The sequence below is a fragment of the Arthrobacter sp. NPDC080031 genome, from assembly GCF_040702485.1.
Lineage (GTDB): Bacteria > Actinomycetota > Actinomycetes > Actinomycetales > Micrococcaceae > Arthrobacter.
In genome coordinates this window covers 57,180-82,684 of record NZ_JBFBLA010000002.1, presented here as the reverse complement: position 1 = coordinate 82,684, position 25,505 = coordinate 57,180, and the positions used below count along the sequence as shown (strand labels likewise).

The window sequence follows — 25,505 nt, the reverse complement described above, 5'->3', positions numbered from 1 at the left end:
CCGCACCTTCCCCTGCACCCCTACTACTTCACGTAGAATACTTTGGTGCGATCTCCCGAATCCCCTGTCCTCACCATCGATGGACTCATCAAGGACGTTGGCCCGCTGGCTTCCCTTGACGGCAAGATGCTCCGGGTGGTCAGCGGACTGTCCATGTTCGCAGAACGCGGCCAGGTCACGGCCTTGCTGGGCGCCAACGGTGCAGGCAAGACAACAACGCTCGAATGCGCGCAAGGCCTTCAAAAGCGCACCGGCGGCCGGATCGAACTCCTCGGCGAAGACCCTGACACGGCCGGGGCAAACCTTCGTTCGCGCGTCGGCGTGATGCTGCAGGACGGCGGCCTGCCGCCGTCGGCCCGTCCCATCCCCTTGCTTCGGCACATTGCGGGCATGTACCGGAACCCGCTTCCCCTGGACGGGCTCGTGGAGCGCTTGGGCATCGACTCCTTCAGCCGCACCGGCGTCCGCCGCTTGTCCGGCGGCCAAAAGCAACGGCTCTCGCTTGCGGCTGCCCTCATCGGCAATCCCCAAGTCCTGTTCCTGGACGAGCCCAGCGCGGGCCTCGATCCCCAGTCGCGCCAAATCGTCTTTGAGCTCATCGCCGAACTGCGGGACGCCGGCATGGGCATCATCCTCACCACGCACCTCATGGACGACGCCCAGAGGCTTGCGGACTATGTCTACATCATCGATGCCGGCCGCAATGTCGCTGAGGGCACCGTCGCCGACTTGTTGAGCCACGGCCACGAGGCCATGGACGGGGTGACCGAACGCACCCTGTTCTTTGACGCCCCGGCCGGCCTGGACATTGCGGCGGCCATCGGCGACGAACTGACCATCACTGAAAGCCGGGCGGGCAGCTACGCGATCGCCGGCACACTGACGCCCCAGCATCTGGCGAAGCTCACGGCCTGGTGGGCCGAGAAGGGCATCATGCCGGCATCCCTCCGCTTGGAGGCCCGCAGCTTGGAAGACGTTTTCCTGGACATTTCCGGAAGGGACATCCGATGACCAACGCAGCCCCCGCCCTCGGCATGCCCGACGCCGGACCGGCGCCCTTGATGCGCAGGATCCTGCTGCAGGGCCGCTACGAAACTTTGACCATGATCCGGAACGGCGAGCAGCTGATCCTCGCGGTGATCATGCCCTTGCTGGCCTTGGTGGGACTGTCCGTCACACCGCTGCTCGATGGCCTCGGCGCCAATCGGGTGGACATCGCAACCCCGGGCGTTCTCGCACTGTGTGCCATGTCCACGGCATTCACCGGCCAGGGCATTGCCACGGGCTTCGACCGCCGCTACGGCGTGCTCCGCTTCCTGTCGACCACTCCCCTTGGCCGGACGGGCCTCATCGCCGGCAAGATCATCGCCGTCTTGGCCGTCCTGGTTCTCCAGGTCCTGGTGATCGGCGCCGTGGCCGCGTTGCTTGGCTGGCATCCGCGTCCCGAAGGCTGGCTTCCCGGCCTGGGCCTGCTGGTTCTCGGTGCTGCCGCGTTCACTGCGCTCGGGCTCCTGGTTGCCGGCACGGTGCGGCCGGAGGCTACGCTCGCCATCACCAACCTGCTCTGGATCCTGCTGGGCGCCCTCGGTGGAATCGTGGTTCCTGCCGAGCGATTGCCGGACTTGGCGCAAAGCATCGTGCACTTCCTGCCCTCAGGAGCCCTGGGACAGTCACTCAGGGACGCTTTCCTCCATGGCAGCGTCTCCCTGCCCTACGTTCTTGTGCTGTTGCTGTGGACAATCGTCCCTGGCGCGGCTGCCGTCCGCTGGTTCAAATGGAACTGAGTGTCCCGTTGTGGAACCGAACCGTCAGCGTGAATTGAGTACCGAGAATTGAGAACACTGTGAGCACGGCTTCCCGCCTCCCGAAGTCCATCCAGCAGTTGACCGCCAAGCTGCCCACGGAAGTCAACAGCACCATCCGCAGGCTGGCGATGTTGTCCCTGGTCGGCCAGGTGGTCCTGGTGGTCACCGGCGGCGCGGTCCGGCTGACATCCTCTGGGCTCGGTTGCCCGACATGGCCGCGCTGTACCAGCGGTTCGCTCGTGAATACGCCGGAGATGGGTATCCACGGCTTCATCGAGTTCGGCAACCGGATGCTGACATTCGCCTTGGCGGCCATCGCCGTCCTGATGCTGGTGTATTTGTGGAACCTCCGCAAGGAACGCAGCGACCTTTTCCTCCTGGCCATGGGCCTGCTTGCGAGCATCCCGGCACAGGCCATCATCGGCGGCATCACCGTGCTGTCCAATCTGAACCCCTGGGTTGTCGGACTGCACTTCCTGGTTTCCATGGCCCTGGTCGTCTTCTCCACGCTCCTGGTCAACCGCGCCTATGGCCGGACCGGCCGCTTCATGAAACGGCCGTTGGCAGCGATTCCGGGCGCCATCGGCCCCGTCATGACCGCCGTTGCGTTCTTCTCGGCAGTCGCTGTGTGCCTCGGCGTCGTGGTGACCGGCGCCGGACCGCACGCCGGGGACGCGAACGCCCCCCGCAACGATCTCGACTGGGACCTCGTCTCGCACATCCACGCAGTGCCGGCGTACCTCATCACGGCTGGGGCCGTCTTCGCCGTCTACTTCGTCCTGCGCAAGGGCATCACCGGCCCGTTCCGCACTGCGACACTGCTGCTGCTCGCCGTGACGGTCCTGCAGGCGGTCATTGGCTTTGCCCAGTACTACAACGGCATCCCGGCCCTCCTGGTAGGCGCCCACATGTTGGGTGCCGCCCTGCTCATGAGTGCCGCCACGAACGCTGCGGATGTGGCACGCTTCAGCCCGAAGCTCTAGGCGTTTCTCCTTCAGCGACTGCCGCCGTCGTACCTCAGCAGGTGTGGGAATAACCGCACATCAGGCTTCGGCGGGGTGGAGGACTACCTTGGTCCAACCGTCCTCGCGGCTGTCGAAGTTCCTGTACCCCTCGGGGGCCTGGTCCAGCGGCAGCTCGTGGCTGACGATGAATGAGGGGGTGGCTTTGCCGCCAGCGATGAGGTCGCGCAGGGCCCGGTTGTATTTCTTGACGGGACACTGGCCGGAGCCCATGGTCTGTCCTTTAAACCAGTAGTTTCCGTAGTCGAAGGCCACTTGGCCCTGCCGGGCGAGTTTGTCGGGGGCTCCAGGGTCCTGTGGCAGGAACACGCCTACGACGCCCAGACCGCCGACGAACCGGACCGAGTCCACGAGCCGGTTCAGGGTCATGTTGGGATGTTCGGTTCCGCCCGGGTCGTGGGCCTGGTAGCCGACGCATTCGCAGCCCCGGTCAGCCCCGAACCCCATGGTCTGGTCCTTGACGAATTCAACGGGGTCCACCTCCGCATCGTTAACGGGGATGGCGCCGATCTGCTCCGCCAGTTTCAGCCGGTCACTTTGGCGGTCCACGACCATGACTTTGCCGGCGCCTTTGATAATCGCCGAGTAGGCGGCCATGAGGCCGACTGGTCCTGCGCCGTAAATGACCACCGAGTCTCCGGGGTACACCCCCGCCAGTTCGGTGGCGTGCCAGCCGGTGGGGAAAATGTCGGCGACCATGACGTAGTCGAGCTCTTTCTCCACGGCGTCCTCGCCCAAGCGCAGGCAGTTGAAGTCCCCGTATGGCACCCGCAGGTACTCGGCCTGTCCGCCCTGGTACGGACCCATGTCCGCGAACCCGTAGGCTGCGCCGGCGAGGTGGGGTTCTGGCTGCATGGTCAGGCAGTAATTAGTGAAACCCCGTTCGCAGTTTTTACAGAATCCGCAGGCAATGTTGAACGGCAGCACGACGCGTTCGCCCACCTTTACTTTGCTGACGGCCGGGCCCGTCTCGATCACTTCGCCCAGGTTCTCGTGCCCGAAGGCGCGTCCGGGTTCGAAGCTGGTGCGGCCTTCATACATGTGCAGGTCCGAGCCGCAGATATTGGTCGTGGTAATCCGGACCAGCACGTCGGCCGGATGTTCGATTTTGGCATCCGGTACGTCCTCGACGCTGACGTCATTCGGTCCTTTGTAAACTACTGCCTTCATTTTTCCGCTCTTTTCTTTTATCCCATCCCGGCCGTTGCCCAAGGCGTCGTAGCTTCCGGGTGCGCAGCAAAGTCACGGGCATGCAGGACAGCGGCCCGAAACGGCCGGGGTGTCACCTGGATACACGCATGTGGAACTGGCGAGTAAGGGGGGAAACAAGGATTGTGGTCCCCGAACCCACCACAGGGTCGGGAGGCCAAAGGCTTCCAGGCGGCAGGCTCATCCGGGAAAGTCCCGCCCGGCCCGTCCGCCCGCAAAAGGGAAATTGATCGAGCCTTAATAGTAAGCACCCTTAGCAAAGGTGTCGAGAGGTTACCGGAAACTGAAAAGACCCTCGTCCACATCATCACGACGTGAAGGAGGGTCGTTCGTTTGCCCGCTAAAGCTGCGCGGGGGTTTGCCATATGCCCCTATAAGTGACCGGGCGTTTGCCGATGAGCCCCTATAAGTGACCGGGCGTTTGCCGGTGAGCGGCCGTCAGCCGCCGATGATCGGGGAACCGATGAACGGGTCCACCGCGAGGGCAATGAAGAGAAGAGTCAGGTAGCTGATGGAGCCGTGGAAGACCTTCATGGCGCCCTTGTTCGAGACGTCCCCGCCCTGTGCCCGGTTGTAGAGGGCATGGGATTCGTACAGGAACCAGGCGCCGGCAAGGACGGCGGCGATGGTGTACACCCAGCCCGCGCGGCCAACCGGCACCAAAAGCAGCGAGCACACCACCATGGCCCAGGCGTAGAGAACCACCTGGACGGAAACCACCTTGGCACCGGCGATGGCACCGAGCATGGGGACGTTGGCGTTGCGGTAGTCCTCGCCGTACCGCATGGACAGCGGCCAGTAGTGCGGAGGAGTCCACAGGAAAATCACCATGAAGAGCACGACGGCGGGCCACTCAACAGTGTTTGTCACCGCAGCCCAGGCGATCAGCACGGGGAAGCAGCCGGCGGCACCGCCCCATACGATGTTCTGTGCCGTGCGGCGCTTGAGGATCATCGTGTAGATGACAACGTAGAAAACAATCGCACCAAGGCCTAGCCACGCCGAAAGCGGGTTGGCCCCGAACCAGAGGATGGCGATGGAGGCAGTTCCAAGGATCCACGCGAAGACGAGTGCTTCGCGGGGGGTGACCTCGCCCGTCACGAGGGGACGCTTTTCGGTGCGGTGCATCAACTTGTCGATGTCGCGGTCGATGTAACAGTTGAAGACCCCTGCGCTGCCGGCTGCGAAGGCGCCGCCCACCAACGTGGCAAGTATCAAGCCGATCGAGGGGAAGCCCCGTTCCGCGAAGATCATGGTGGGCAGGGTGCTGACCAGAAGCAATTCGATCACGCGGGGTTTGGTCAGTGCCAGATACGCCTTGAACTTACGGGACATTCCGCGCTTCCCCACAACCGGGGAAGCATTGAGGGGCGTATCTGTTGTGCTCACGTTGGCAGTCACTCTGTTCTTTGCTGGTGTTGTCAAGGCGGGTTTCCGCGGTGGCGCACTCGCCGCTGGTGGCCTCCAGATATCATACCGTGGCCTGTCCGGCGCCACGGCACCGGCGAACTTTCCATTGTTTCCGAAAGTTCACCGGCACTTTGACGTCGCGGTGATTCATAAAACGGAATTTGCGTCCATTTTTTGAGATTCCCACCATCCGAGGCTGCGAACCGGGCTAAGCTGTCTGCAGATCAGCTCACGCAGGTTTCCGAGAAAGCGTATTCTCAGATTTGCATGTCTGGATGATAGATCAACGTTTCAATGGTGAACGGCTGGTAGGAACTTCGCAGCGGGCGCCATCCTGTGCCCGAGGCTTGCCATGTGCCGTCACCAGCCGTCAGCACAGAGAGGGGCTCGGTTTACGTGCCACATTTGGAAGAGCAAGAACTGACTTGGACCAGCCTGGACCAGCGCGCCGTGGACACCATCCGCGTTTTGGCCGCTGACGCCGTCGAGAAGGTCGGCAACGGTCACCCCGGCACGGCCATGAGCCTTGCACCGGCCGCCTACCTGCTGTTCCAGAAGCTGATGCGCCACGACCCGAAGCACCCGGACTGGATCGGCCGCGACAGGTTCATCCTGTCCCCCGGACACACGTCGCTGACCCTGTACATCCAGCTGTTCCTTTCCGGCTACGGCCTGGAGCTGAAGGACCTCGAGGCCCTGCGCACCTGGGGTTCGCTGACCCCGGGCCACCCGGAATACAAGCACACCGCCGGCGTCGAGATCACCACCGGCCCGCTGGGCCAGGGCCTGGCCTCCTCGGTGGGCTTCGCCTACTCGCAGCGCCGCCAACGCGGCCTGTTCGACGCCGATGCTCCCGCCGGCGAGAGCCCGTTCGACCACACCATCTGGGTCATTGCCTCCGACGGCGACCTCCAGGAAGGTGTCACCTCGGAAGCTTCTTCACTGGCCGGGCACCAGGAACTGGGCAACCTCGTGGTGATCTACGACGAGAACCACATCTCCATCGAAGACGACACCGACATCGCGTTCACCGAAGACGTGCTCAAGCGCTACGAAGCCTACGGCTGGCACACCCAGCGCGTGGACTGGACCAAGACCGGCGAATACGTCGAAGATGTCCAGGAGCTCTACGGTGCCCTGCTCGCCGCGAAGGCCGAGACGTCCAAGCCGTCCATCATCTCGCTGCGCACCATCATCGGCTACCCTGCTCCCAAGAAGCAGAACACCGGCAAGATCCACGGTTCCGCCCTCGGCGCCGAGGAAGTCGCAGCACTGAAGGAAGTACTGGGCTTCGACCCCGAGCGTTCCTTCCAGGTTGACGAGGACGTCCTGGCACACGCCCGTGCCGTCATCGAACGCGGCGCAGCCGAGCGCAGCGAATGGCAGGCATCCTTCGAGGCCTGGCAGACCGCCAACCCGGAGGGCGCTGCACTGCTTGAGCGCATCGAGGCCAAGAAGCTTCCTGTCGAGCTCGACGCCGCGCTGCCGGTGTTCGAAGCGGGCAAGGAAGTTTCCACCCGCGCCGCGTCCGGCAAGGTCCTGAACGCGATCGGCCCGGTCCTGCCGGAACTGTGGGGCGGCTCGGCCGACCTCGCCGAGTCCAACAACACCACCATCGAGGGTTCGCCGTCGTTCATTCCGGCCTCGCGGTCCACCGGCGCGTGGAAGGGCAACCCCTACGGCCGGGTGCTGCACTTCGGCATCCGCGAGCACGCCGCGGCGTCGATCGTGAACGGCATCTCCCTGCACGGCCGAACCCGGGCGTTCTCCGGCACGTTCCTGATCTTCAGCGACTACCAGCGTCCCGCGATCCGCCTTGGCGCCCTCATGGGTGTTCCGTCGCTGTACGTCTGGACCCACGACTCCATCGGCCTGGGCGAAGACGGCCCCACCCACCAGCCGGTGGAACAGCTGTCCACCCTGCGCGCCATCCCGGGCCTGGACGTTGTCCGTCCCGGCGACGCCAACGAGGTGGCCGCAGCATGGAAGACCATGCTTGAAAACCACGAGAACCCGGCAGGCATCGTGCTGACCCGCCAGAACATCCCGACGTACGCACGCGGCGAGGGCGTTGCCGAGGGTGACACCTTCGGTTCCACCTCAGGCGTCGCAAAGGGCGGCTACGTCCTGGCAGAGGCTTCGAAGGACGGCGCCACCGTCCCGGCCGACGTCATCCTGATCGGCACCGGTTCCGAGGTCCAGCTGGCCGTGAACGCCCGCGAAGCGCTCCAGGCCGAAGGCATCGCCACCCGCGTCGTTTCGATGCCGTGCGTCGAGTGGTTCAACAAGCAGGACTCCGCCTACCGCGAGTCCGTCCTCCCGGCCGCCATCAAGGCCCGCGTCTCGGTCGAAGCCGGCCTGGCACTGGGCTGGAAGGAATTCGTCGGCGACGCCGGACGCTCCATCAGCCTCGAGCACTTCGGCGCCTCGGCGGACTACAAGCGGCTCTTCAAGGAGTTCGGCATCACGGCAGAAGCAGTCGCCGCCGCCGCCAAGGACTCCCTCGCGGGTCTCAGTAGCTGAAAACGCGTTTGAGACGAATCCGACAGCAACGAACAGATTTCCAAGGAGATTAAAGAAATGACTACGACTCCCACCCAGCAGCTTTCCGACGCCGGCGTTTCCATCTGGCTTGACGACCTTTCCCGGGAACGCCTGTCCAGCGGCACCTTGCAGAAGCTCATCGACGAGAAGAACGTGGTTGGCGTCACCACCAACCCGTCCATCTTCCACGCCGCCATCACCGCCGGCAGCGACTACGACGCCGTGATCTCCGAAGAGGCCGCCAGGGGCGCCACCGTCGAAGAAACCGTCTTCGAGATCACCACCCGCGACGTTGCCGACGCGTGCGACCTCTTCGCACCGGTCGCGGCAGCGAGCAAGGGCGTCGATGGCCGAGTCTCCATCGAGGTGGACCCGCGCCTCGCATGGGACACCGAAGGCACCATCGCCGAGGCCAAGCACCTGTACAAGAAGGTCAACAAGGACAACGTCCACATCAAGATCCCGGCAACCCTTGAGGGCCTCGCCGCCATCACGGCAACCTTGGCCGAGGGCATCAGCGTCAACGTGACCCTGATCTTCTCCCTGGAGCGCTACCGCGCCGTCATCAACGCCTTCCAGTCCGGCCTTGAGCTGGCCAAGGAAAACGGCCACGACCTCTCCAAGATCCACTCGGTGGCGTCCTTCTTCGTCTCCCGTGTGGACACCGAGATCGACAAGCGCCTCAACGCCATCGGCACCGATGAAGCCAAGGCCCTCAAGGGCAAGGCAGGCGTCGCCAACGCCCGCCTGGCCTACCAGGTCTACGAAGAGCTGTTCTCCACCGAGCGCTGGGCAGTCCTTGCCGCCGCCGGCGCGCTTCCGCAGCGCCCGCTGTGGGCTTCGACCGGCGTGAAGGACCCGGCATACCCGGACACCTTGTACGTCACCGAACTGGTCGCCGCCGGCGTCGTCAACACCATGCCGGAAAAGACCCTCGACGCCACGTTCGACCACGGGGTAGTCACCGGTGACACCATCTCCGGCACCTACGAGGAAGCAAACAGCGTCCTCAACGCACTGGAAGGCCTGGGCATCTCCTACAACGACGTCGTCGCAATCCTCGAATCCGAGGGCCTGGACAAGTTCGTCGCCAGCTGGAAGGAACTTCTGGCCGACGTCGAAGGCGCCCTCGCCTCTGCACGGAAGGCTTCCTAACCCACATGAGCACTCTCAGCTACGACGCCAGCGGTGCTGCGCAGCAGGCCATTGAGCAGCACATCCCGGCACTTGTCGAAGACCGGATTGCCACGAGGATTTTCGCGAAGGACCACACTCTGTGGGGTCCGGATGCCGAATCCGAATCCGCCATCCGTCTTGGATGGGTGGAAGCGGCAACCGTATCCCAGCCTTTGGTCGAAGGGATCCTGGAACTCCGGGATGCCCTCCGGGCCGAAGGAGTCTCCCGCATTGTCCTGTGTGGCATGGGCGGCTCTTCGCTTGCCCCCGAGGTCATTGCCGGCACCGCCGGCGTCGAGCTGACCGTGCTGGACAGCACAGACCCCGAACAGGTCGGTGCTGCCCTCGCGGACCGCCTGGCCGAGACCGCGATCGTGGTCTCCTCCAAGTCGGGCTCCACCGTGGAGACCGACTCGCAGCGGCGGGTATTCGAGCAGGCCTTCACCGAGGCCGGCATCGATGCCAAGAGCCGCATCGTCGTCGTGACCGATCCCGGTTCGCCGCTGGACAAGGCCTCCCGTGAAGCCGGCTACCGTGCCGTTTTCAACGCCGACCCGAACGTCGGCGGCCGCTTTTCGGCGCTGACGGCTTTCGGCTTGGTTCCCAGTGGCCTCGCCGGGGTCGACATCCAGGCCTTCCTGGACGAGGCCGAGGAAGCTGCGGAGATCCTCAACGAGGACTCCCCTGAAAACATCGGGCTCCGGCTCGGTGCTGCGCTCGGTGGAACCACCCCGCTGCGCAACAAGATCGTCATCGTCGAAGACGGTTCCGGCATTGTCGGATTTGCGGACTGGGCCGAGCAGCTCATCGCCGAGTCCACCGGCAAGCTCGGCACGGGGGTCCTGCCGGTTGTTGCAGGCCCGTCCGCACCCGAGGTCAGCAGCGGCGCGGAAGACGTCCTGGTGATCCGGCTCGTCGGTGCGGACTCCGACGTCGAACTCGGTGCGAACGAGGCCGCCATCGCCGGTGGCCTGGCCACCCAGATGTTCGTCTGGGAATTCGCTACCGCGGTCGCAGGGCGCCTGCTGGGCATCAACCCCTTTGACCAGCCCGACGTCGAGGCAGCCAAGATTGCCGCGCGCGGCCTGTTGGACGCCCGTCCCGAGCCGACGCCGGCGAACTTCGTCGACGGCGTGATCGAGGTCCGCGGGGGTGCGTGGCTCGGCGACGCCGCAACGGCCGCCGACGCCGTCAAGGCCCTCCTCGGTGAACTCGGCACGGACGGCTACCTCAGCGTCCAGGCATATTTCGACCGGATCGCGTTCGCGCAGCTGGAGGGCATCCGCGACGAACTCGCCGCCGTGAGCGGCCGGCCGGTCACTTTCGGCTGGGGTCCGCGCTTCCTGCACTCGACCGGGCAATTCCACAAGGGCGGACCGGCCATCGGTTCCTTCCTGCAGGTGACGGCCTCCGCGGCCGGCGATATCGCCATCCCGGAACGCCCGTTCACTTTCGGTCAACTGATCACAGCCCAGGCGGCCGGCGATGCCCAGGTTCTCGAGAACCACGGCCGTCCGGTCCTGCGGCTGCACCTCACGGATCGTGGGGCGGGCGTTGCCCAGCTCCAGGACATTGTCGCCGCGTTGGCCGGCCAGGCCAGCGCGCTCGAAAGCTAAGGCACAAACCCAAACATGCCAGAAACTGAAATCGGTTACAGGTCCACCGGAAAGGCAAGCCACCGCAATCCCCTCCGGGATCCTCGGGACCGGCGCCTGAACCGCATCGCAGGGCCTTCGTCATTGGTGTTCTTCGGAGTCACCGGTGACCTCGCCCGGAAGAAACTCATGCCGGCGGTCTACGACCTCGCCAACCGAGGGCTGTTGCCGCCGAGCTTCGCGCTCGTCGGCTTCGGCCGGCGGGACTGGAGCAACGAGGACTTCGCGGACGAGGTCAAGGAGAACGTCAAGGCGCACTCCCGCACCCCGTTCGACGACGCCGTCTGGAACCAGCTCTCCGAGGGCATCCGCTTCGTCCAGGGAGAATTCGACGACGACCAGGCGTTCAAGCGCCTCAGCGCCACGCTTGACGAACTGGACGAGACCCGCGGCACGCGCGGCAATCACGGTTTCTACCTGTCCATTCCACCCAAGGCCTTCGAGCAGGTCTGCCAGCAGCTCTCCAAGCACGGGCTGGCGCAGGCCGGGGACGGGCAGTGGCGCCGGGTGGTCATCGAGAAGCCCTTCGGCCACGACCTGGATTCCGCGCGCAAGCTCAACGACATCGTCGAGTCCGTCTTCCCGCCGGACGCGGTCTTCCGCATCGACCACTACCTGGGCAAGGAAACGGTCCAGAACATCCTGGCCCTGCGCTTCGCCAACCAGCTGTTCGAGCCGCTCTGGAACGCCAACTACGTTGACCACGTCCAGATCACCATGGCCGAGGACATCGGCACCGGCGGCCGGGCGGGATACTACGACGGGGTCGGCGCGGCCCGCGATGTCATCCAGAACCACCTCCTGCAGCTGCTCGCGCTGACGGCCATGGAGGAGCCCATCTCCTTCAACGCCGATGACCTGCGTGCCGAAAAGGAAAAGGTCCTGGCAGCGGTCAGGCTCCCCGAAGACCTGTCCACCCACTCGGCCCGCGGGCAGTTCACCGGCGGCTGGCAGGGCGGAGAACTGGTCCAGGGCTACCTTGAGGAAGACGGCATTCCGGCCGATTCCAAGACGGAAACCTACGCGGCCATCCGCCTGGACATCAACACCCGGCGCTGGGCCGGCGCGCCGTTCTACCTCCGGGCCGGCAAACGCCTGGGCCGGCGCGTCACGGAAATCGCGGTGGTGTTCAAACGAGCGCCCAACCTGCTCTTCCGCGGCCACGGCGAGGACGACTTCGGCCAGAACGCCGTGGTCATCCGCGTCCAGCCCGACGAGGGCGCCACGATCCGCTTCGGCTCCAAGGTCCCGGGCACGCAGATGGAAGTCCGCGACGTGACCATGGACTTCGGCTACGGCCACTCGTTCACCGAGTCCAGCCCCGAGGCCTACGAACGCCTCATCCTGGACGTGCTGCTGGGCGAGCCGCCGCTCTTCCCGCGCCACCAGGAAGTCGAGGAGTCCTGGAAGATCCTGGACCCCTTCGAGGAATACTGGGCCGGGCTCGACGAACAACCCGAACCCTATGCCCCCGGCAGCTGGGGCCCGGCCTCGGCCGACGAACTGCTTGCCCGCGACGGACGAACCTGGAGAAGGCCATGATCGTAGATCTTCCCGATACCACCACCTCCAAGATCTCCAAGAAGCTCACCTCCCTGCGCGAGCAGGGAGGCGTGATCGCCCTCGGACGCGTCCTGACCCTCGTGGTCGTCACCAAGTCCGGCCTCGAGGAAGAAGCCATCGAGGCAGCCAACGAGGCCAGCCGCGAACACCCCTGCCGCATCATCGTCCTCGCCGACGCCGGCAGCGAAGCGCCCAACCGCCTCGACGCCCAGATCCGGGTGGGCGGGGACGCCGGCGCATCGGAGGTCATCGTGCTGCGCGGCTACGGTGAGCTCGCCAAGGAAAGCGAATCCCTCGTCGCAGCGCTGCTGCTGCCGGACGCGCCGATCGTGGCCTGGTGGCCGCACGGAGCGCCCGAGAACGCCTGCGAGACATCCATCGGACGCATCGCGCACCGCCGCATCACGGACTCCGCCAACGAAGCCGATCCCGCAGCGGCCCTGGCCCGGATCCGGGCCACGTACCGCGCCGGGGACACCGACCTCGCCTGGACACGCCTGACCAACTGGCGCGTGCAACTCGCGGCAGCCCTGGACCAGGTAGACGAATCGCCCGTCACGGCCATCGCCGTCGAGGGCGCTTCGGACTCGCCCAGTACTTTGCTGCTGGCCGCCTGGCTCACGCTGTTCCTCGACGCCCCGGTCCGGATCCTCGCCGACCCGGCAGGAACGGGCATCCGCAGGGTACGGCTGAGCCGCGCCACCGGCGACGTCCAACTGGTCCGGCCCGGCCTCACCGTCGCGGAACTGACCCAGCCGGGCCAGCCCGCCCAGCGGATTTCACTCCCGCGCCGCAGCCTGCGGGACTGCCTCGCCGAAGAACTGCGCCGCCTCGACCCCGACGACGTCTTCGGAGAAGTGATTACTATGGGACTGCCCCGAACCAATAGCAAGGAGTGACCGTCCCAGTGAGCGCTGACCCCAGAGTAAGCATCCATCCCAACTCCGCCGTCCTTATGGCCGCGATCGCAGCACGGCTCATCACCAAGCTGGTGGACGTCCAGGACAAGCACGGCGAAGCCACGGTGGTCCTCACCGGCGGAACCGTGGGCATCGGCACGCTGAAAGCGGTTGCCGACTCGCCCGCGGCGCCCGCCGTTGACTGGTCCCGGGTGAACTTCTGGTGGGGTGACGAACGCTTCGTTGGCAAGGACAGCACAGACCGCAACACCGTACAGGCGCGTGAGGCGCTGCTCTCCAGCCTGCCGGTGGACCCGGCCCGCGTGCACGAACCGGGTTCATCGGATGAGTTCGCCACCGCGGACGAGGCGGCTGCGGACTACGCGGCCCGGCTCAAGGCTGCAGCCGTTGCCGAGCACGCCGCGGACACTTCGGACAATCGTCCCGAGGAGGCCGGCGAGTTGCCTCGCTTCGACATCCTGCTGCTCGGCGTGGGTCCGGATGCGCACATCGCCTCGCTCTTCCCGGAGCAGGCGGGTATCCGCGTGAAGGACCGTACGGTCGTGGGCGTCGAGAACTCCCCCAAGCCACCGCCGTCGAGGATTTCGCTGACGTTGCCCGCCATCAACTCAGCCCAGGAAATCTGGATGGTTGTGGCAGGCGAGGACAAGGCCGGCGCCGTGGGACTGGCCCTCGCCGGGGCCAACCCGGTCCAGGTTCCCGCCGCCGGTCCTAGTGGCCGGTCGAGGACCCTATGGCTCATCGATGAGAATGCAGCCTCACGTGTCCCCCAGCAGCTCGTCCGTAAGGACCCCGCGGGCGCGTAACCGCTTGAGCGCTCCGGCCAGGACAATTTCCGCGTCCTGGCTGGAGCGCCTTTCTTTAACGTAGTCCAGGTGGCTCTTGAAGACTTCTTCGTCCGCACGTTCCATGGTGGCTTCGCCCTGTTCGCGGACGGCAACCAGGCCACATTTCGGACAGTCCCACCGGATCGGGATTTGATCTTCCGGGAGCTTAACGAAAACAAGCCGCGTCTCGTGTCCCTTGGCGCACCAATAGGGAACACGAATACGCGGCAAGCTCTCGCCACCAACAGAGTCGGGTTGGTTTCTCGGGGCTGATCCAGCAGTTACGCCGGCACGTGTGCCCCGGAATCCTGAAGTACCATGAACCATCGTCGATCCCCTTGAGAGTTCGGCTGCATGGCGCTGAAGGCCATGCAGCCTAGTCTAATGAGAGGACCCCTCTAGTGCGAGGATCCGACGGCGGCAGTGCTAGGAGTTTGCGCCGGTGGTGAATCGCATGATGAGGCCAAGTCCAATGATCACGACGCCCCAAGTGCAGCCCAAGACGATGGTGAAGCGGTTGAGGTTTCGCTCTGCGACACCAGACGAACTCAATCCTGAGCTCATACCGCCGCCAAACATATCGGACAACCCGCCGCCACGCCCCTTGTGGAGGAGGATGAGCAGCGTCAGCAGAAGGCTGGTAATGCCCAGCAGAATCTGCAGAATGACTTGAAGAACGTCCACGACGGCCTTTCGGAAGAACGGAAAACGGGAGCGGATCCTGAAACGGACTAAGCCGCGCTGAGGTGGCTCTCGAACCTGACAATGTTAGCAAACTCGGCTGGGTCCAGGCTCGCGCCACCCACCAGCAGCCCGTCGACGTCGCTCTCGGCCATGATCGCCGCAGCATTGTTGGCCTTGACCGAACCGCCGTAGAGGAGCCGGGTCTTGGCAGACACGCCATCGTCGAACAAGGATGCGAGCTCTGAACGGATCGCGGCGCACATCTCCTGTGCGTCTTCGGGACCCGCGACTTCGCCCGTCCCGATGGCCCAGACAGGCTCGTACGCGACAACCAGTTCGGCTGCCTGCTCCGCAGAAAGGCCTTCGACGCCGGCGCGCAGCTGGGCCAGCGTGTGCTCCACGTGGGTGCCGGCCTGACGGACCTCAAGGCCCTCGCCGACACACAGGACCGGCGTGACACCGTTGCGGAAGGCCGCTTTGACCTTCGCGTTGAGGAGCTGGTCATCCTCGTTGTGGATGGTGCGGCGTTCGCTGTGGCCCACCAGGACATAGGCGCAACCGAGCTTGTTGAGGAACTGGCCGGAGATATCGCCGGTGTAGGCTCCGGAGTCGAACTGCGAAAGGTCCTGTCCACCGTAGACGACTTCCAGCTCGTCGCCCTGAACGAGGGTCTGCACACCGCGCAGGTCGGTGAACGGCGGGAAGACCGAAACCTCCACCCGGCTGTAGTCGTGCTTGGCGTCGGACAGGGTCCATGCCAGCTTCTGCAGCAGGGTGATGCCCTGGACGTGGTCCATGTTCATCTTCCAGTTGCCGGCAATGAAGGGCTTGCGGATGAAGTTTCCGTTGGCAGAAGTTGTCACGTGTGCTCCAAAGATGCGTTGAGATAGGGAAGCCGGCGGGGCGCTTGCCTTCCAGGAAGGGCGCCCCGCCGGCCGTGTAGCCTTAGCGGTCCAGAACGCTCAGGCCGGGAAGATCCTTGCCTTCAAGGTATTCCAGGCTGGCGCCGCCGCCGGTGGAAATGTGACCGAACTGGGAGTCCTCAAAGCCGAGGGTCCGGACGGCCGCGGCGGAGTCGCCGCCGCCCACCACGGTGAATGCTGGCGTCTCGGTCAAAGCCTGGGCGATGGCACGGGTGCCGCCCGAGAAAGCTTCGAATTCAAAGACGCCCATGGGGCCGTTCCAGAACACGGTCTGGGCGGCCTTGATCTGTTCGGCGAATGCCTCCGCGGAGATCGGTCCGATGTCCAGGCCAATGCCGGTGGCACCGAACGAGCTGTCCTCGATCGCGTCTGCGGCGACCACTTCGTGTTCGGCGTCAGCCGCGAAGCGGCTTGCAACCACGACGTCGGTGGGGATGACGAAGGCGGTGCCGGCGTCGGAAGCGCGCTTGAGGTAGTCCTGGACCACGGGGATCTGGTCAGCTTCAAGCAAACTGCCCGCGACCTTGTGACCAACCGCTGCGAGGAAGGTGAAGAGCATTCCGCCACCGACGAGGATGGTGTCAGCCTTGCCCAGGAGGTTCTCGATCACGGCGAGCTTGTCCGAGACCTTGGAGCCGCCCAGAACCACGACGTACGGGCGCTGGGTATCCGTGGTGAGTTTGCGCAGGACCTCCACCTCGGTGTGGACGAGGTCCCCCTGGTAGGAAGGAAGCCGGGTGGCGACGTCGTACACGCTGGCGTGCTTGCGGTGGACGGCACCGAATGCGTCATCCACGAACGCACCGTTGGCACCGGTCAGCGCTACGAGTTCATCGGCGAAGGCGCCGCGCTCGGCGTCGTCCTTGCTGGTTTCGCGGGCGTCGAAGCGGACGTTCTCCAGGACGAGGACGTCTCCGTCGCCCAGCGACGCGGCCAGTTCCTTGGCGGACCCGCCAACGGTGTCTTCCGCAAGGTGGACCTTGAACGGCGCGAGCTCCGCCAGCCGCGCCACTGCGGGCTTGAGCGAGTACTTGGCCTCGGGAGAGCCCTTGGGGCGTCCGAGGTGGGCCGTGACGAGCACGCGGGCACCGGCGTCCGAGAGCTTTTCGATGACCGGGAGGGAGGCCTTGATGCGGCCGTCGTCGGTCACTGTAGAGCCGTCGAGCGGCACATTCAGGTCACTTCTGACAAGAATGTACCGCCCGCGGACACCTTCAGCGATCAGTTCGTTGAGGGTGTGAAATGTCATGTGTCTACCCTAGCCCAGCTTGGATGCGACGAGCTCCGTGAGGTCGACGAGGCGGTTGGAGTAGCCCCATTCGTTGTCATACCAGGAAACAACCTTGACCTGGTTGCCGATGACCTTGGTGAGGCCGGAGTCGAAGATCGAAGAAGACGGATCGCCGACGATGTCCGAGGAGACGATCGGATCTGCCGTGTAGCTGAGGATGCCCTTGAACTGCTCGGTCTCGGAAGCAGCCTTGAGTGCTGCGTTGACTTCCTCGACGGTCACTTCGCGGGAAACCGTGACGGTCAGGTCCGTGGCGGAACCGGTCGGGACCGGGACGCGGATGGCGTAGCCGTCGAGCTTGCCCTTCAGCTCCGGAAGGACGAGGCCGATCGCCTTGGCAGCACCCGTGGAGGTGGGGACCATGTTGATCGCGGCGGCACGGGCACGGCGAAGGTCGCTGTGGGGGCCGTCCTGCAAGTTCTGGTCTGCCGTGTAGGCGTGCACCGTGGTCATGAGGCCGCGCTCGATGCCGAAGGCATCGTTGACGACCTTGGCCAGCGGGCCGAGGCAGTTGGTGGTGCAGGAAGCGTTGGAAATGATGTGGTGGGCTGCGGGGTCGTAGAGCTCGTGGTTGACGCCCATGACGATGGTGATGTCTTCGCCCGAGGCAGGGGCGGAGATCAGAACCTTCTTGGCACCTGCATCGATGTGCTTCTGCGCGGCGGCAGCCTTGGTGAAGAAGCCTGTGGACTCGATGACGATGTCGACGCCCAGCTCGCCCCAAGGGAGGTTCGCAGGATCGCGCTCTGCAAGGACCTTGATGATGTTGCCGTCAACAATGAGGTTGCCCTCTTTGACTTCAACGGACTCAGTCAGGCGACCGCCGACGGAGTCATACTTCAGAAGGTGGGCAAGTGCCTCGGGACTCGTGAGGTCGTTGACCGCAACAATTTCGAGGTCTGCACCCTGGGCGAGTGCTGCGCGGAAGTAGTTGCGGCCGATGCGGCCAAAGCCGTTGATACCAATACGGGTGGTCACTATTTCAGTCTCCTTGGTGCTCTTGCAAGCACACCTAGTGAGTCGGATCTTGATTCCAACTAACAATTCCCGCACATCATTGGGCAGAAGTGATTATCAGATCGGAGGGCGACCAGCCACATTGCTGAAGGCTAACCGCCTTCCGTGACCCATCTTACGTTTAACTACGTCTGCCCCCGCAACTGCGGGGGCAGACAATCCGGTATTTGAGCGAAATTCACCTTAATGTGAAGTTTGTTACATCCTTGTGTATTCCGCGTCACTCACCGATTCGGGACGGAAACCGCTAGAGAACGATGAGCCCGGTGGCGTTCGCGCGGGCCGCTTCGAAGCGCTTCGCGACGTCGGCCCAGTTGACGATGTTCCAGAAGGCCTTGACGTAGTCAGCCTTGACGTTGACGTAGTCCAGGTAGAAGGCGTGCTCCCACATGTCCAGCATGAGCAGCGGGGTTGTACCGACTGCGACGTTGCCCTGCTGGTCGTAGAGCTGCTCGATGAGGAGGTTGCCGCCGATGGGCTCGTAGGCGAGGAAGCCCCAGCCGGATCCCTGCAGGCCGAGCGCGGCTGCGGAGAACTGGGCACGGAACGCATCGAAGGAGCCGAAGGCGTCGTCAATGGCTGCAGCCAGCTCGCCCTCGGGCTTGTCGCCGCCGTCCGGGGAAATGTTGTTCCAGAACACGGAGTGGTTGATGTGGCCGCCGGTGTGGAACGCGAGATCCTTCGAGAGGCGGTTGATGTTGGCGAAGTCGCCCTTGTCGCGAGCCTCGGCCAACTGGGCCATGGCGTTGTTGGCGCCTGCTACATAGGCAGCGTGGTGCTTGCTGTGGTGCAGCTCCATGATCTTCGCCGAAATGTGCGGCTCAAGTGCTGCGTAGTCGTAGCCGAGCTCGGGCAATACGTACTCTGTCACGAAATCCTCCAATGTAGTGGACCGGGGTCCGGTTGGTAACTCTCGTTTTGTTCATCCGGCCGGCGAACCGGCCGGAAATCCACACCCTGACGATTCTAGGGCGGGAGCTTTATTCGTCCATCATTTCGGGGGTCACATTTGCCTCGGTACCCGGGATCCCCAGGTCGCCGGCCCGCTTGTCCGCCATGGCCAGAAGCCGCCGGATCCTTCCCGCGATGGCGTCCTTGGTCATGGGCGGATCGGCGAGCCGGCCCAATTCATCCAGGCTGGCCTGTTTGTGGGCCACGCGGAGTTCGCCGGCGTACTTGAGGTGGTCGGGAACGTCGTCGCCCAGGATTTCCAGGGCCCTGTCCACGCGGGCGCCGGCCGCGACGGCGGCCTGGGCCGAGCGGCGCAGGTTGGCGTCGTCGAAGTTCGCGAGGCGGTTGGCCGTGGCCCGGACTTCCTTGCGCATGCGGCGCTCCTCCCACACCATGAGGGCGTCGTGGGCGCCCATCCGGGTGAGCAGGGCGGCGATCGTGTCACCGTCACGGATGACCACGCGATCCACGCCGCGCACTTCCCGGGCCTTGGCCTGGATGCCGAGGCGGCGGGCGGCCCCCACGAGGGCAAGCGCCGATTCCGGCCCGGGACACGTGACCTCGAGCGAGGAAGACCGGCCGGGTTCGGTAAGGGATCCGTGAGCCAGGAACGCTCCGCGCCACACTGCTTCGGCATCCGACGCCGAGCCGTTGACGACGGCGGACGGCAAGCCACGCACAGGCCGTCCGCGGCCGTCCAGGAGGCCGGTCTGGCGGGCCAGGGCTTCGCCGTCGCGCACTACACGGACAACGTAGCGGCTACCGCGACGGAGTCCCCCGCCGGAGACGACGATGATTTCGCTCTGGTGCCCGTAGACTTCGGCGATCGCGGCGCGCAGCCGCCGCGCCGTTGAGGCGAGGTCAACCTCTGCCTCGATCACGATCCGGCCCGAAATAATGTGCAGTCCGCCCGCAAAACGAAGCATGGCCGAAACTTCGGCCTTGCGGACGGACGACTTCTTGATGTCCAGCCGGGAAAGTTCTTCCTTGACCGATGCGGTCAGTGCCATCGCATGTTCCTAACTATTCCCGAAGATATCGTGATACGCCGATGCCAGACGCAGCGGGTCGTGGACTGGACGGCGGCTCGACGCCCCCACTTTACCCAAGACCACCTCTGCACCGATCATCCCGGCAGCGCGTTCGAATTCCTTGACGTCCGATATTGAGGAGGGGTCGGCCAGGACAACGTCCACACTGAACTCCGGCGCGTAGTGGCGCAGGGCATCCAGGTGGTCGGCAGCGGACATCCCGGAGGTTTCCTTGGTGTCCATGGCGAGGTTCATGGTGAGGCAGCGTTTGGCCGGCGTGTCGCACAGGGCCTGGCGCATTTCGGGCAGCAGCAAATGCGGCAGCACGGACGTGTACCAGGAACCGGGACCCAGAATGATCCAGTCCGCGAGCTCGATCGCAGTCAGCGCTTCGATGCAGGCGCGCGCGTCCTCCGGAAGGAGCCTGACGTTTTCGAGGGATCCGGCGACGGCGCACTTGGCCTGGCCTTTGACGGTCTGGAACTCGTAACCGCCCCCCGGCAAGGGCACCCTGACGTCGCCCTCGATGTTCAGCGGTTGCGTGGACATCGGAAGGACCTGGCCGCGGGCACCCAAAAGGGCGCCTGCCCATTTCAGTCCGGCCACGGCGTCGCCCAGAAGCTCCCAGAGGGTGACAATGAGCAGGTTTCCCATGGCGTGATCGTCCAAGGAGCCGCGGCTACCGTTCGGCGTCCTGAAGCGGTGCTGCATGACGTCCCGCCAGGTGCGCCCCCAATCGGTGTCGTCACAAAGGGCGCTCAGCGCCATGCGAAGATCGCCCGGCGGAAGGACGCCGTACTCTTCACGCAGCCGGCCGGAGGATCCGCCGTCGTCGGCTACCGTGACAATCGCGGTGAGCTCGGAGGTCAGGAGCCGCAACGCCGACAACGACGCCGAAAGCCCGTGTCCGCCGCCGAGCGCCACAACCGAGGGGCCCTTGGCGGGCTGGCTGCCCGGGGTGCCCTTCGGTGGAACCAGCGGCAGGGGTCCGGTCAGGACCCCCATTACTCGCGACCCAGATCGCGGTGGCTTGTGGTGACGGTGACGCGGGGATATTGCGCCAGCCGTTTGGAAAGTTCGACGGCGACCGCGACCGAGCGGTGCTTCCCGCCCGTGCAACCCACGGCAATGGTGGCGTAGTGCTTGTTTTCTGTGCGGTAGCCGTCCAGGACAGGTTCCAATGCGAGGACGTAGCGGTCAACGAAGTCCTTCACTCCCGCGGCACCGAGCACGTAATCGCTGACATCGGCATCGAGTCCCGTGTGCGGACGCAATTTCGGAACCCAATGCGGGTTGGGGATGAAACGTGCATCCGCCACGAAGTTGGCGTCCACGGGCAGTCCGTATTTGAAGCCGAAGCTCATGACGTTCAAGCGCAACGCGACAGGGCCCGTGTCGGTGAAAAGTTCGGTGATGGCGGTTGCCAGGCCGTGGACGTTGTACGTGCTCGTGTCCAGGACCACGTCCGCTGATTCCCGCAGTTCCTTCAGGACGTCGCGTTCGGCCGCGATGCCGTCCAGGATCCGGCCGCCGCCTTGGAGCGGATGCGGGCGGCGGCCCTGCTCGAAGCGCCGCACCAGAACGTTGTCGCTGGCATCGAGGAAGAGGACGCGGAAGGTGATTCCGCTGGCGCTGAGGGCGCCGAGCGCCGTCCTGATATCGGTGAAGAGGCCTTTGCTGCGCACATCGACGACGACGGCGAGCTTGGGGATGGACTGGGGCGCGTGCGAGACGATTTCGGCAAGCGTCCCCAGCATCTGCGGCGGGAGGTTTTCGACGACGTACCAGCCGTGGTCTTCCAGGGCGTCCGAGGCGGTGCTGCGGCCTGCTCCGGACATGCCAGTCACCACCAGCAGTTCCGCTTCGACAGGCTTGACGGGGATGAGACCGTCCTGCTCCGCGCCGGATCCTGCTGTTGACTCTGACATCAAGTGTCCCCGTTTCTGAGATGGTCCAAAGTTTCTGGGATGGTCCAAGGCAGACCACCTCCTGGAGCGGTCCGCTTCTTACCCTAGCTAAATTTCAAGGATTTCGCCGGTGGTCATGTTCACGGCAGGCGCGGTCTCTCCGGAGGCGCCGGCAGCCGCCAGATGGCTCACGACTGCTTCCGCCAAAGCCGGGCCGATCCCCTTCGCGGCGGTCAGCTCAAGGGCCGTTGCGGCTTTGATCTTCTTGAGGGATCCGAAGTGCGCCACGAGCGCCTTCCGTTTAGCTTCGCCGAGGCCCGGAACGCCGTCGAGTGCGGACACCGTCATGGCCTTTCCACGCTTCTGCCGATGGAAGGTGATGGCGAAGCGGTGGGCTTCGTCGCGGATGCGCTGGAGCAAGTAGAGACCCTGCGAAGTGCGGGGCAGAATCACCGGGAAGTCGCTGTCCGGCAGCCAGACTTCTTCGAGCCGCTTGGCCAGGCCCACGACGTAGACGTCATCGATCCCCAGTTCCGCGAGTGCCCTCGCGGCGGCATTCACCTGGGGCTGCCCGCCGTCGACGACGACGAGGTTCGGCGGATAGGCGAATCTCGCCTTGGCTCCCGTGAGGGCGGCGTCATCCGACGACGGTTCCCCGGCGCCGGGATTCGGAACTTCTCCGCTCTTGGGAAGCTGGGCGGATTTGTCCTGCAGGTAGTGCCTGAAGCGCCTGGTAAGGACGTCGTGCATTGCAGCGGTGTCGTCGCTTGCCGCCGCGCCCGTGATGGAGAACTTCCTGTAGTCGGCCTTCTTGGGGAGGCCGTCCTCCACCACCACCATGGACGCAACCACGTTGGTTCCCTGCACATGGGAGATGTCGTAGCACTCGATCCGGAGCAGCGGCACGGGAAGCTCGAGGGCTTCCTGCAGTTCCTGGAGCGCCTGGGAGCGGACAGTGATGTCGCCGGCCCGCCGGACTTTGTGAAGCTTCAGCGCCTGCTCGGCGTTTTCGCGGACGGTGGACATCAGCGCGGCCTTGTCACCGCGCTGCGGCACCCGGATATCCACCTTGGCGCCGCGGAGGCCGCCGAGCCATTCGAGCAGTTCGTGATGGTTGCTCGGAATCTCCGGCACGAGGACTTCGCGCGGAATACGGCCCTGGTTGTCGCTGTCCTCGCCGTAGACCTGCAGCAGGAGGTGCTCGATGAGCTCCGGAGTGGTGGCGTCTTCGACTTTTTCCACGACCCAGCCCCGCTGGCCGCGCACCCGGCCACCCCTGACGTGGAACACCTGGACGGAAGCCTCGAGGTCGTCGTCGTACAGGGCGAAGACATCCGCGTCGGTGTCCTCGGAAAGCACGACGGCATTGCGCTCGAACACTTTGCGGAGGGCGATGATGTCGTCCCGGAGCCGAGCTGCCCGTTCGTAGTCCAGCTCGGCGACGGCGGCGCCCATCTCCTTTTCGAGGCGGGTGATGAAGCGTTTCGCTTCGCCGCCCATGAACGAGCAGAAGTCTTCGGCAATGGCCCGGTGCTCCTCGGCGGTGACACGGCCGACACACGGGGCCGAGCACTTGTCGATGTAGCCGAGCAGGCATGGCCGACCGCTGGCCTGGGCGCGTTTCAGCACGCCGGGACTGCAGCTGCGGACCGGAAAGACCCGCAGCAAGGTGTCCATGGTTTCGCGGATGGCCCCGGCTGTGTACGGCCCGAAGTAACGGGTGCCCTTGCGGCGCTCCCCGCGCATGACCTGGACCCGCGGGAGCTTCTCCCCCATGCTCACCGCAAGGTACGGATACGTCTTGTCATCACGGAAGACGACGTTGAAGCGGGGCTTGAATTCCTTGATCCAGGTGTATTCGAGCTGGAGCGACTCAAGCTCGCTGCCCACCACGGTCCATTCGACGCTGCTGGCCGCGTGCACCATCGCGTGCGTCTTCGGCAGCAAGCCCGCGGGGTTGGCGAAGTACGAATTCAACCGGGAGCGGAGGTTCTTCGCCTTGCCCACATAGATGACGCGGCCGTGCGGATCCCGGAACCGGTAGACGCCGGGGGTGGTGGGGATTTCTCCCGTCTGGGGTCGATAACTCGCTGGATCTGCCACAGATCCAGTCTAGTAAGGGAATCGGACTCCCCCGTACGGGCCGGCCGGCCCGCCGAAGCTACTCCGCGGACTTGCTCTGGTTGTAGCTGGTGGAACGTTCCTGGCCGCTCAATGCCGCGATGGCATCCATGATCTTGTCGGTGACTTCGCGCCTGGCCGGCAGGGAATGGTCCGGACCGGTTTTCTCGAAGTACAGAGGCTCGCCGACCTTCATGGTGAAATGCTGCGGACGAACGGTGTTGCGGTCCACAGGCTGCAGCTTGTCGGTGCCGATAAGGCCGACCGGAATCACGGGCGCCCCCGTGGTCAGGGCAAGCCAGCCGACCCCGGTACGTCCGCGGTAGAGCAAGCCGTCGCGGGAGCGGGTTCCCTCCGGATAGATACCGATGCCCCTGCCGTTCTCCAGGATGTCCAGGAGGGTCTTGAGGGCCTGCACACTGGCTGCTTGCTCTCCGCGTTCCACCGGAATGGATCCGACTGCCTGGAAGAACGCCTTCATCGCCCGGCCTTTGAAGCCTTTGGTCGTGAAGTACTCGGCCTTGGCAAAGAAGCCCACCGGGCGCGGCATCAAGGCCTGGACAATCACGCTGTCGAGGAAGGACAAATGGTTTGGGGCCACAATGAAGGGCCCTTCCTTGGGCACGTTTTCCAGCCCGATGACCGTGGGGCGGCAGGTGCTGGAAATCAGTCCGCGCGTGGTCCAGCGGATGACATCAAAGGCTTCCATCGTTCTGCACCTCGCTCAGGGCCGCCGCGTGGACAGCGTCAAGTTCTTCGATCTTCTTCAGCAGCTGCGCCGCGTTGTCCACGACGGCGACGGCGCCTGCCTCCTGAAGTTCCCCATCGGGCGCAAATCCCCAACTGACCCCGATGCAGTCGAGTCCGTTGGCCATGGCACCGGCAACATCCTGGTGGCGGTCCCCGACCATCACCGCGGGCTGGGAGCGCAACGTGGCCAGCGCGGCACCAACGATCGCCACCTTGCCCGGAGCTGTATTGGCGGCCATTGACTCATCGTCCGGGGCACCGCAGATGGAGGCAAAGAAACCGGCGATGCCGTGGTGCTCCAACACGGTGTGCGCCAAGCCTTGAGGTTTCTGGGTGGCCACGGCAACCGGCCGCCGCGACTCCGCGAAAAACTGCAGGAGCTCACGGATACCGGGATAGAGGCGGCTTTGACCGATTCCCACGGAACGGTAGTAGCTGCGGTAAAGCCCGATGACGTCGTCGACTTTTCCCGCGGGAACCCCGGCGATGTGTGCCAGCGAATCGCTGAGCTTGGGTCCAACCATGGAGTCCAGCACGGCTTGTTCCGGGACACGGAGGCCCATTTCGCCCAGGGCCGCGGCGATTCCGCCGGTTATGCCACCTGCAGGATCGACAAGGGTGCCGTCCAGATCAAAGATTACGGGCACCATTGTTTGAGTCACCGGGTTAGTTTCTCACGAGTTGAGGCATGCCTGAAAC

Annotated in this window: 23 protein-coding genes; 9 read left to right on the top strand and 14 right to left on the bottom strand. The window is 64.7% G+C overall.

Going from position 1 to position 25,505, the window contains the following annotated elements:
- Nucleotides 1-45: 45 nt before the first annotated feature.
- Genes AB0323_RS02200 through AB0323_RS02190 form a run of 3 tightly spaced genes read left to right on the top strand, consistent with a single transcriptional unit; the run spans nucleotide 46 to nucleotide 2,788 of the window.
- Nucleotides 46-1,011 (top strand): ABC transporter ATP-binding protein, encoded by a 966-nt coding sequence (locus AB0323_RS02200; protein ID WP_366175936.1) that lies wholly within the window; start codon nucleotides 46-48, stop codon nucleotides 1,009-1,011.
- Nucleotides 1,008-1,784, top strand: a complete 777-nt coding sequence (locus tag AB0323_RS02195) for an ABC transporter permease (RefSeq protein WP_366175935.1) — start codon at nucleotides 1,008-1,010, stop codon at nucleotides 1,782-1,784. The genes AB0323_RS02200 and AB0323_RS02195 overlap by 4 nt, the downstream gene beginning before the upstream one ends.
- 59 nt (nucleotides 1,785-1,843) lie before the next feature.
- Nucleotides 1,844-2,788 carry a COX15/CtaA family protein gene (locus AB0323_RS02190; protein WP_366175934.1) on the top strand — a complete coding sequence of 315 codons (945 nt, stop codon included), beginning with the start codon at nucleotides 1,844-1,846 and terminating at the stop codon, nucleotides 2,786-2,788.
- A 60-nt stretch (nucleotides 2,789-2,848) separates the two neighbouring features.
- Here the strand turns inward: AB0323_RS02190 and AB0323_RS02185 are convergent, their stop codons facing one another.
- Together AB0323_RS02185 and AB0323_RS02180 are read right to left on the bottom strand one after the other, a co-directional pair.
- Nucleotides 2,849-3,997, bottom strand: a complete 1,149-nt coding sequence (locus AB0323_RS02185) for a glutathione-independent formaldehyde dehydrogenase (protein ID WP_366175933.1) — start codon at nucleotides 3,995-3,997, stop codon at nucleotides 2,849-2,851.
- A 477-nt stretch (nucleotides 3,998-4,474) separates the two neighbouring features.
- Nucleotides 4,475-5,437, bottom strand: a complete 963-nt coding sequence (locus AB0323_RS02180) for a heme o synthase (protein ID WP_366175932.1) — start codon at nucleotides 5,435-5,437, stop codon at nucleotides 4,475-4,477.
- A gap of 414 nt (nucleotides 5,438-5,851) precedes the next feature.
- Here AB0323_RS02180 and tkt point away from each other — a divergent pair, with 414 nt between their 5' ends.
- Genes tkt through pgl form a run of 6 tightly spaced genes read left to right on the top strand, consistent with a single transcriptional unit; the run spans nucleotide 5,852 to nucleotide 14,110 of the window.
- Complete coding sequence (gene tkt / locus AB0323_RS02175) at nucleotides 5,852-7,969, top strand: transketolase (RefSeq protein WP_366176070.1); 2,118 nt, start codon at nucleotides 5,852-5,854, stop codon at nucleotides 7,967-7,969.
- Nucleotides 7,970-8,026: 57 nt separating this feature from the next.
- Entirely contained in the window at nucleotides 8,027-9,145 is a 1,119-nt protein-coding gene (tal, locus tag AB0323_RS02170; RefSeq protein ID WP_366175931.1) for a transaldolase, read from the top strand.
- A gap of 5 nt (nucleotides 9,146-9,150) precedes the next feature.
- Nucleotides 9,151-10,782: a glucose-6-phosphate isomerase gene (locus tag AB0323_RS02165; protein WP_366175930.1), complete on the top strand. Its 1,632-nt coding sequence runs from the start codon at nucleotides 9,151-9,153 to the stop codon at nucleotides 10,780-10,782.
- A gap of 15 nt (nucleotides 10,783-10,797) precedes the next feature.
- Nucleotides 10,798-12,363, top strand: a complete 1,566-nt coding sequence (gene zwf / locus AB0323_RS02160; protein ID WP_366175929.1) for a glucose-6-phosphate dehydrogenase — start codon at nucleotides 10,798-10,800, stop codon at nucleotides 12,361-12,363.
- On the top strand, nucleotides 12,360-13,283 hold the full coding sequence (locus AB0323_RS02155; RefSeq protein WP_364534394.1) for a glucose-6-phosphate dehydrogenase assembly protein OpcA: 924 nt from the start codon (nucleotides 12,360-12,362) through the stop codon (nucleotides 13,281-13,283). The genes zwf and AB0323_RS02155 overlap by 4 nt, the downstream gene beginning before the upstream one ends.
- A gap of 8 nt (nucleotides 13,284-13,291) precedes the next feature.
- Nucleotides 13,292-14,110: a 6-phosphogluconolactonase gene (pgl, locus tag AB0323_RS02150; RefSeq protein ID WP_366175928.1), complete on the top strand. Its 819-nt coding sequence runs from the start codon at nucleotides 13,292-13,294 to the stop codon at nucleotides 14,108-14,110.
- On the opposite strand, the gene AB0323_RS02145 is transcribed toward pgl, so the two are convergent.
- The 12 genes from AB0323_RS02145 to AB0323_RS02090 all read right to left on the bottom strand — a co-directional run bounded on the left by AB0323_RS02145 (nucleotide 14,063) and on the right by AB0323_RS02090 (nucleotide 25,468).
- Entirely contained in the window at nucleotides 14,063-14,458 is a 396-nt protein-coding gene (locus AB0323_RS02145) for an RNA polymerase-binding protein RbpA (RefSeq protein ID WP_366175927.1), read from the bottom strand. The genes pgl and AB0323_RS02145 overlap by 48 nt on opposite strands.
- Before the next feature lie 99 nt (nucleotides 14,459-14,557).
- Nucleotides 14,558-14,815, bottom strand: coding sequence for a preprotein translocase subunit SecG (secG, locus tag AB0323_RS02140; RefSeq protein WP_366175926.1), 258 nt, complete (start codon nucleotides 14,813-14,815; stop codon nucleotides 14,558-14,560).
- Nucleotides 14,816-14,862: 47 nt separating this feature from the next.
- Nucleotides 14,863-15,678: a triose-phosphate isomerase gene (tpiA, locus tag AB0323_RS02135; protein ID WP_366175925.1), complete on the bottom strand. Its 816-nt coding sequence runs from the start codon at nucleotides 15,676-15,678 to the stop codon at nucleotides 14,863-14,865.
- Nucleotides 15,679-15,760: 82 nt separating this feature from the next.
- Nucleotides 15,761-16,987, bottom strand: a complete 1,227-nt coding sequence (locus AB0323_RS02130; protein ID WP_366175924.1) for a phosphoglycerate kinase — start codon at nucleotides 16,985-16,987, stop codon at nucleotides 15,761-15,763.
- 9 nt (nucleotides 16,988-16,996) lie between these two features.
- Nucleotides 16,997-18,007 (bottom strand): type I glyceraldehyde-3-phosphate dehydrogenase, encoded by a 1,011-nt coding sequence (gene gap, locus AB0323_RS02125; protein ID WP_366175923.1) that lies wholly within the window; start codon nucleotides 18,005-18,007, stop codon nucleotides 16,997-16,999.
- A gap of 286 nt (nucleotides 18,008-18,293) precedes the next feature.
- Nucleotides 18,294-18,917, bottom strand: coding sequence for a superoxide dismutase (locus AB0323_RS02120; RefSeq protein WP_364534373.1), 624 nt, complete (start codon nucleotides 18,915-18,917; stop codon nucleotides 18,294-18,296).
- Nucleotides 18,918-19,026: 109 nt separating this feature from the next.
- A complete protein-coding gene (gene whiA, locus AB0323_RS02115) occupies nucleotides 19,027-20,007 on the bottom strand; it encodes a DNA-binding protein WhiA (RefSeq protein WP_133202987.1) in 981 nt (326 codons plus the stop codon).
- A 9-nt stretch (nucleotides 20,008-20,016) separates the two neighbouring features.
- Nucleotides 20,017-21,033 (bottom strand): uridine diphosphate-N-acetylglucosamine-binding protein YvcK, encoded by a 1,017-nt coding sequence (gene yvcK, locus AB0323_RS02110; RefSeq protein WP_366175922.1) that lies wholly within the window; start codon nucleotides 21,031-21,033, stop codon nucleotides 20,017-20,019.
- Nucleotides 21,033-21,956, bottom strand: a complete 924-nt coding sequence (rapZ, locus tag AB0323_RS02105) for an RNase adapter RapZ (protein WP_234749478.1) — start codon at nucleotides 21,954-21,956, stop codon at nucleotides 21,033-21,035. The genes yvcK and rapZ overlap by 1 nt, the downstream gene beginning before the upstream one ends.
- A gap of 87 nt (nucleotides 21,957-22,043) precedes the next feature.
- Nucleotides 22,044-24,038 carry an excinuclease ABC subunit UvrC gene (gene uvrC / locus AB0323_RS02100; protein WP_366175921.1) on the bottom strand — a complete coding sequence of 665 codons (1,995 nt, stop codon included), beginning with the start codon at nucleotides 24,036-24,038 and terminating at the stop codon, nucleotides 22,044-22,046.
- 58 nt (nucleotides 24,039-24,096) lie between these two features.
- Entirely contained in the window at nucleotides 24,097-24,765 is a 669-nt protein-coding gene (locus AB0323_RS02095) for a lysophospholipid acyltransferase family protein (RefSeq protein WP_364534361.1), read from the bottom strand.
- Nucleotides 24,752-25,468 carry an HAD hydrolase-like protein gene (locus tag AB0323_RS02090; protein ID WP_366175920.1) on the bottom strand — a complete coding sequence of 239 codons (717 nt, stop codon included), beginning with the start codon at nucleotides 25,466-25,468 and terminating at the stop codon, nucleotides 24,752-24,754. The genes AB0323_RS02095 and AB0323_RS02090 overlap by 14 nt, the downstream gene beginning before the upstream one ends.
- Between the last annotated feature and the right edge of the window lie 37 nt (nucleotides 25,469-25,505).